The organism is Thermoflexus sp. (assembly GCF_040289485.1).
In the GTDB taxonomy this organism is placed as follows: domain Bacteria; phylum Chloroflexota; class Anaerolineae; order Thermoflexales; family Thermoflexaceae; genus Thermoflexus.
On sequence record NZ_PSLG01000085.1, the window covers coordinates 329 to 7,566 of the forward strand.

Here is a 7,238-nt window from a genome sequence, read left to right on the forward strand (position 1 = left end):
GGCGGCCGCCGGCCCACCATCATCGTCCGCCGCGCCCGGCCGGGGGAGCGGATCCGCACTCTGGACGGCGTGGAGCGGGACCTGGACCCGGAGGACCTGTTGATCTGCGATGAGGCCGGGCCCATCGCCATCGCGGGGGTGATGGGCGGCGCCGAGACCGAGGTGACGGCGTCCACGCGGCGGGTGCTCCTGGAGTCGGCGAACTTCGACTTCATCTCCATCCGCCGCACCGCCGCCCGCCACCGGCTGTCCAGCGAGGCCAGTGCCCGCTTCGGGCGGGGGATCCACCCGGCCCTGACGCTGCCCGCAGCCCGGCGGGCGGCGGCCCTGATGCAACGCTGGGCCGATGGCGTGGTGGCCCGGGGCATCGCCGACGCCTATGAGCGCCGAGCACCCCGTGTGGTGATCCCCCTCTCCGTGGAGCAAGTGCAGCGGGTGCTGGGCTTCGCCCCGCCGCCGCGCCAGATCGTCCGCATCCTTCGTGCCCTGGATTTCCAGGTGGCGCCGGTCCGATCGCCCCGAGGGGGGCGGGCCGCGGCCGCCTGGCGGGTCACCGTCCCAGACTACCGTCGAGATTGCGCTCGCCCGGAGGACCTCATCGAGGAGATCGCACGGATCTGGGGTTACGATCGGATGCCGGAGACCCGGCTGCGGGATCCCCTGCCGCCCCAGCGGGGCAACCCGTCCTGGGCTTTCGAGGAGCGGGTCCGGGATCTGCTGGTGGCCTGCGGCCTCCAGGAGATCATCACCTATGCCCTCATCCACCCCGACGAGGAAGCCCGGCTGACGCCGCCTGGCGCTGCCAACCCCTATACCGCCCTGCCCTACATCCGGCTGATCAACCCAATCAGCGAGGAGCGGACGGTGCTGCGCCACACGCTGCTGCCGGGCCTGCTGCGCACCCTGGCCGCCAACCTGCGCTTCCGGGACCGGGTGGCCCTCTTCGAGGTGGGCAAGGTCTTCCTCCCGGTCCCTGGGGAGGCGCTGCCGCAGGAGCCCCGCCGGGTGGGGATCGCCATGACCGGCCCGCGGGATCCGGCCTCGTGGCTGCCGGTAGACCGGGCGCCGATGGACTTCTTCGACCTGAAGGGGGTGGTGGAGACCTTCCTGGCCCGGCTGCGCCTCCCGGGAGTGCGCTTCGAGCGGACCGAGCACCCGGTGCTGCATCCGGGCCGGGGCGCCGAGGTGTCCGCCGGGGGGCAGGTCGTGGGGTTCCTGGGAGAACTGCATCCGCAGGTGCGCCGGGCCTGGGAACTGCCCGACCAGCCGGTCCTGGTGGCGGAACTCGACTTGGAGGCGCTGCAGGCCCTCGCCCCGGCGGCCCCTGCCTTCGAGGCCGTCCCCCGCGTCCCGCCTGTGGTGGAGGACCTGGCCTTCATCGTCCCCGAGGCCGTCCCGGCCGCCGCCCTGGCGGCGGTGCTCCAAGCGGCCGGCGCCCCGCTGGTCCGCCAGGTCCAGCTCTTCGACGTGTATCAGGGGGATCCCATCCCGCCCGGCCACAAGAGCCTGGCCTTCACCGTGTTCTATCAGGCCGAGGACCGCACCCTGACGGACCGGGAGGTGGCAGGCCTCCGGGAACGGCTGATCCGGGCCGCGGCCGAGCGGCTCGGGGCGGTGGTCCGCCAGAAGGAGGAACCCGCATGAAGGCCGAGGAGGCGGAGCGCTACGACCGGCCGATGCGCCTGGAGGGCTGGGGGGCGGCCGGGCAGGAATGGTTCTCTCCGCCGCCAACAGACTCCGGCACCTGAATCCGCACCTCCAGGTGATCCGCTCCTGGACGCTGCGGATGTCCGGGTGGACGGGCTGGACCCGTTCGAGGCCCGCCGCGCGGGGAACGATTACGCGGTTCGGACGCGGGGGGCCCGCCGTCGGGGATCTTCCCGGTGGTGGGCACTACCCCCGGGCTCATCGCCATCATGGAGATCCGTGTTTTGAACGTTCAGCGCCGCCCGGATTGCCCCGCCTGCGGAGGCCTGCCGCACCCGGATCGTATCGCTTCTTCAGCAGGCCCAGATGCGCCGCCGACGGCGACAGCACCGCCACGCCCTTAGGGACAGCCACAGCCGCCGCCCGTCGGCGCCGCCCCGCCCTGGGGACGGAAAGAGTGGCCGCAACGGCAGGTGGCGACCGCGTTGGGGTTGTGGATCTGGAACCCGCCCCCCATCAAGGCGTCCACGTAGTCGATGGTGGAGCCCCAGAGATAGGCCGCGCTGAGGGGATCCACCACGATGCGCAGGCCGTGGCTCTCGAACCGAAGGTCCTCCGCCTCCGGCTGGGCCTCAAAGCCCATGCCATACTGAAGCCCGGCGCAGCCCCCGCCGGCGACGAAGACCCGCAGCCAGCCGGCCTCGAGGCCCTTCTCGGCCATGATCTGCCGGAGCCGCCGCGCCGCCGCCTCCGTCAGGGTCACCACCGCCATCTCTTCCGCTGAAACGCGCGCCTCGGCCATCAGACCACCTCCTCATGCCAGATCGCCCCGCCCTTTTCGCTGATCATGATACTCCAAATCTCCCGCGGCGGCTCCGGGTCCCGAGAACGGCTTCCCCCGTGATAAAATAAGGAGCCATCCGAACCCCGGAAGGACAGACGATGCGATTACGGATCCGGCCGGCCTCCCGGCTCCAGGGCGCCCACCGGGTGCCCGGAGACAAGTCCCTCTCGCACCGGGCGTTGCTCTTCGCCGCCCTGGCCGAGGGAACTTCGCGTCTGTCCGGATGGCTCCCGGCGGCCGATTGCGAGGCCACCTTGCGTTGCGTCCGGGCGCTGGGGATCCCGGTGGAGCGCCTCGGCCCCGGGGACCTTTGCGTCCACGGCCGTGGGCTGCAGGGGCTCCGCGCCCCCATCGCCCCGCTCGATTGCGGCGGGTCCGGGACGACGATGCGGTTGCTGATGGGGATCCTGGCCGGCTTCCCCTTTCCCAGCATCCTGACGGGCAACGCCCAACTCTCCCGACGTCCGATGGAACGGGTGGCCGAGCCCCTGCGCCGGATGGGCGCCGAGGTCCACACCACCGACGGCCACGCGCCGGTTTTCGTGCGGGGCGGAGCCCTCCGGGGGCTCCGCTACCGGCTCCCGATGGCCAGCGCCCAGGTGAAATCCGCCCTCCTGCTGGCCGGGCTCTACGCCGAGGGTCCCACGACGGTGATCGAGCCGGCGCCCTCCCGGGATCACACCGAACGCCTGCTGGCTGCGATGGGGGCCACCCTGGAACGGGACGGCGAGGGGGTGACGGTCCACCCCGGGCCGCGGCTCCGGCCGCTGGACCTCCATCTCCCAGGCGATCCGTCCTCAGCGGCCTTCCTGCTGGCGGCGGCGGTCCTCATCCCCGGCTCCGCAGTGCGGATCCCGGGGGTCCTGCTCAACCCGACCCGGCTGGGCTTCGTGGAGGCCCTGCAGGCCATGGGGGCGCCGGTGGCCGTGGCGGTGGAGGGGGAGATCGCCGGCGAGCCCGTAGGAACCCTCACGGCCTGCGCGGCGGACCGGCTGGGCCCTCTGGAGGTGAGTGGGCCCCTGGTTCCCCGCATGATCGATGAGTTCCCGATCTTCGCCGTGGTGGCCACCCAGGCCGAGGGAACGACCCGGGTCCGGGACGCCGCCGAGTTGCGGGTGAAGGAGAGCGACCGCATCGCCGCCCTGGCCGCCGAGCTGCGCCGCATGGGCGCCCGCATCGAGGAGCACCCCGACGGGTTCACTGTCCACGGGCCGACGGCGCTGCGGGGCGCGGTGGTGCACAGCCACGGCGACCACCGGCTGGCCATGGCCCTGGCCGTCGCCGGGCTCGTGGCGGAGGGCGGGACCACGGTGGAGGATGCCGGATGCATCGGGGACAGCTTCCCGGGCTTTGTGGAGACCCTGCAGGCCCTGGGGGCCGAGGTCGAGGCCCTGGAAGATCCACCGCGCCCCTGACTCGGAGGGCATTGGGATGGAGATCCGTGGGACCACCCGACTGGTGGGGCTGATGGGGTGGCCGGTGGCCCACAGCCGAAGCCCCCAGATGCACAACGCCGCCTTCGCCGCCCTGGGGCTGGATTGGGCTTACGTGCCGCTGCCGGTGCGTCCGGAGGACCTAGAGGCGGCGATCCGGGGGTTGCGGGCCCTGGGCTTCGTCGGGGCCAACGTCACCGTCCCCCACAAGATGGCGGTGCTCTCGTATCTGGACGAGATCTCTCCGTTGGCCCGGGCTGTCGGCGCCGTGAACACCCTGCGCTTCGTGGAAGGGCGCCTGATCGGGGAGAACACCGACGTGGACGGCTTCCGCGCGGCCCTGGCCGAGGCCGGATGCGCCGTCCGCGGGCAGGCGGCCGCCATCCTGGGCGCGGGCGGCGCCGCCCGCGCCGTCCTCGCCGCATTGGCCCTGGAGGGGGCCGCGGAGATCTTCGTGGTCCACCGGAGCGTCGAGCGGGCCGCCCGCATGGTGGCGGAACTGGCCGAGGGGCTGTCTCGGGCGGGGTTGACGGTGCCGCCCGTCCATTGGCGGAGCCCCTCCGATCCCCTCCCGGAGGACATCGCCCTGCTGGTGAACGCCACCCCTGTGGGGATGGCGCCAGAGGTGGAGGCCTCGCCGTGGCCGCCGGAGCGCCCCTTCCCCTGGGGCCTGCAGCACGTCATCGACCTGATCTACGAGCCCCCCCGGACCCGACTGATGGCCCTGGCGGAGGCCGCCGGCATCGCGGCCCACAACGGGCTGGGGATGCTACTCCACCAGGGCGCCCGGGCCTTCTTCCTGTGGACCGGACGGGAGCCTCCCCTCGAGGTGATGCGCCGGGCCCTGGAGGGCGGATCCCCCGCCGTTCCCTTCGACAACCCGGCGGCGGCGCGCTAGAATAAGGTGATCCAGGGATCAGCCCCCTGAACCGGACCCCGGCCCTCCGGGGCAGGCCATCCCGGGGGATGGCCTCAGGGGGCATGCCTTGGAACCCTGATCGGAGGAGTTGGCGGACCAGAATGACCCAGTTCCAGATCACCGACGACCTGGAGGCGTTGCTGAACGTCCTGCCTCCGGACATCGCCCAGGCGGTCCGGGACCAGAACCGCAACGAGGCCTTGCTGGAAGTGGTCCTGGACCTCGGCCGATACCCGGAGGCGCGATACACCGACGGCGAGGTCACCCTCTGCCAGCGCGAGGTCACCGAGACGGACCTCCAATACGTGGTCTCCCGCATCGGGGAGTTCGACGCCGACAACCGGGCCGGGATCCAGCGCACCTTGCACCGGATCAGCGCCATTCGCAACCGGCGCGGCAACATCATCGGCCTGACCTGCCGGGTCGGGCGGGCCGTCTATGGGACGATCGATATCATCAAAGACATCATCCTCTCGGGGAAGAACATCCTGCTCCTGGGCCGGCCCGGCGTCGGCAAGACCACTATGCTTCGGGAGGCGGCCCGCGTCCTGGCGGAGCACAAGCGCGTGGTCATTGTGGACACCTCGAACGAGATCGGCGGCGATGGGGACATCCCGCACCCGGCCGTCGGCCGCGCCCGCCGCATGCAGGTCCCCAAGCCCAGTCTCCAGCATGAGGTGATGATCGAGGCCGTCGAGAACCACATGCCGGAGGTCATTATCATCGACGAGATCGGGCGCGAGCTGGAAGCCATCGCCGCCCGGACCATCGCCGAGCGGGGGGTGCAGTTGATCGCCACCGCCCACGGGAACACCCTGGAGAACCTGCTGATGAACCCCACCCTCTCGGACCTGGTGGGCGGGGTGGAGAGCGTCACCCTCTCCGACGAGGAAGCGCGGCGGCGGGGCACCCAGAAGACGGTCCTGGAGCGGCGGGCCCCGCCCACCTTCGATGTGCTCATCGAGATCCAGGACCGGCAGCGGTTGCTGGTCCACCACGACGTGGCCGCCAGCGTGGACGCGCTGCTGCGGGGTCAGCAGCCCGACGTGGAGCTCCGCTATCGGGATGCGGAGGGGCGCATCCATATTGAGAAGCCACGCTTCCGCCGGGCCACCATGGTCGGGAAGTCCCCCCTCCCCTTCTGGCGGGGCGAGATCATCGCCACCACGCCGATCGCCGCGGGGGAATCCCTGCCGGTCCTCCCCCGCGGGCGGGTGGAGCGGGCAGAGGCCTTCCGGGAGGAGATGGCGGAGGAGGCCTCGGAGGTCCGGTGGGAGGCGCCTGCCATCCCCTCCGGCAACGGCCCGCGGCGGCCCTTGCGGGTGTATCCCCTGGGGCTGGCCCGGAACCGTCTGCAGCGGGCCGCCGGCACCTTCGGGACACCCATCCAGATCGTGGAGGATCTGGGCGAGGCCGATGTGGTGATCACCACCAAAGCCCATTACCGGCGCCATCCGCGGGCGCTCAGCGAGGCCGAGGGCCGAGGGATCCCCATCTACGTGGTGCGCTCCAACACGGCCACCCAGATCGAGAGCTGTCTGGCCGACATCCTGAACCTGGCGCCGGTGGAGGCAGGAGGGGAGGATCGTCTAGCCCAGGCCCTCGAGGAGGCGGAGGCGGCCATTCGGAAGATCCTGGCTGGGGAGGCCCGTTACGTGGATCTCTCCCCGCAGAACGCGTATATCCGTCGCCAGCAGCACCTGCTGGCCCGCCAGTACAACCTGATCTCCCACAGTTACGGCAAGGAGCCCAACCGCTACGTGCGCATCTATGCCGAATAGGGGCCCTTGGCCCCTCGCGCTCTCAGGATCCCTCGGCAGGCGCCTCGAGATCGATCTCCGAAGCCGCGAAGATCTGCCCCCGCTCCTCCAGCACCAGCCCGAGGGGGAAGCGTTTCCCCATCCGCAGCACGTTGATATCGAGGGTCAACCCGAAGATGAAAGCCAGGGCCTTCCCGGAGATCCCGAAGGCCTTCAGGAACTCCTGGACCCGTTTCCGCCGCAGATTCCCGTCGAAATTCTCCAGGTGCTGGGAGGTGACGTGGAGCTTGCAGGAGATTAGCACCCACCGGACCTGCCCGGAGGCGTCCTGGACCCGCGTCACCCCATCGATCTCCCCTTCGGAGCCCAGGGGCAAGGCGGCGATGGGATCCAGAACCTGGAACCCCTGTTGCTGGAGCCAACGTTCCATATAAACGGCCATCCGGCCCTCGGCGGTTCGCCCCACCACGGCGCCGAAGGCGTTCAACCGATCCTCGACCTTTCGAACGTGGTCATCCATCCGCTTCTCTATGCGGACCTGGGCCTCAGCCAGACGCGCCACCACCTCCTCCAGACGCGCCAGCCGCTCCTCCGTCCGGATCTGCGCCTCCTCCACACGGACCAACCGCTCCGCC

At 71.1% G+C, this 7,238-nt stretch carries 6 protein-coding genes; 4 read left to right on the forward strand and 2 right to left on the reverse strand.

The window, feature by feature from the left end; all coding sequences use genetic code 11:
- Positions 1–1,644: phenylalanine--tRNA ligase subunit beta (gene pheT, locus C4313_RS10605; protein ID WP_352429833.1), on the forward strand; the 1,644-nt coding region annotated here is incomplete at its 5' end.
- Between the two features lie 403 nt (positions 1,645–2,047).
- Here the strand turns inward: pheT and C4313_RS10610 are convergent.
- Positions 2,048–2,449, reverse strand: a complete 402-nt coding sequence (locus C4313_RS10610; protein WP_352429834.1) for a HesB/IscA family protein — start codon at positions 2,447–2,449, stop codon at positions 2,048–2,050.
- A 140-nt stretch (positions 2,450–2,589) separates the two neighbouring features.
- On the opposite strand from C4313_RS10610, the gene aroA reads away from it, so the two are divergent.
- The 3 genes from aroA (at position 2,590) to C4313_RS10625 (ending at position 6,624) form a co-directional block, all read left to right on the forward strand.
- Entirely contained in the window at positions 2,590–3,906 is a 1,317-nt protein-coding gene (aroA, locus tag C4313_RS10615) for a 3-phosphoshikimate 1-carboxyvinyltransferase (RefSeq protein WP_352429835.1), read from the forward strand.
- A gap of 16 nt (positions 3,907–3,922) precedes the next feature.
- On the forward strand, positions 3,923–4,822 hold the full coding sequence (locus C4313_RS10620; protein WP_352429836.1) for a shikimate dehydrogenase: 900 nt from the start codon (positions 3,923–3,925) through the stop codon (positions 4,820–4,822).
- 122 nt (positions 4,823–4,944) lie between these two features.
- Positions 4,945–6,624: a R3H domain-containing nucleic acid-binding protein gene (locus C4313_RS10625; RefSeq protein ID WP_352429837.1), complete on the forward strand. Its 1,680-nt coding sequence runs from the start codon at positions 4,945–4,947 to the stop codon at positions 6,622–6,624.
- 22 nt (positions 6,625–6,646) lie between these two features.
- Here C4313_RS10625 and C4313_RS10630 read toward each other — a convergent pair.
- A partial coding sequence (locus C4313_RS10630; protein WP_503012466.1) for a hypothetical protein occupies positions 6,647–7,238 on the reverse strand: 592 nt, incomplete at its 5' end.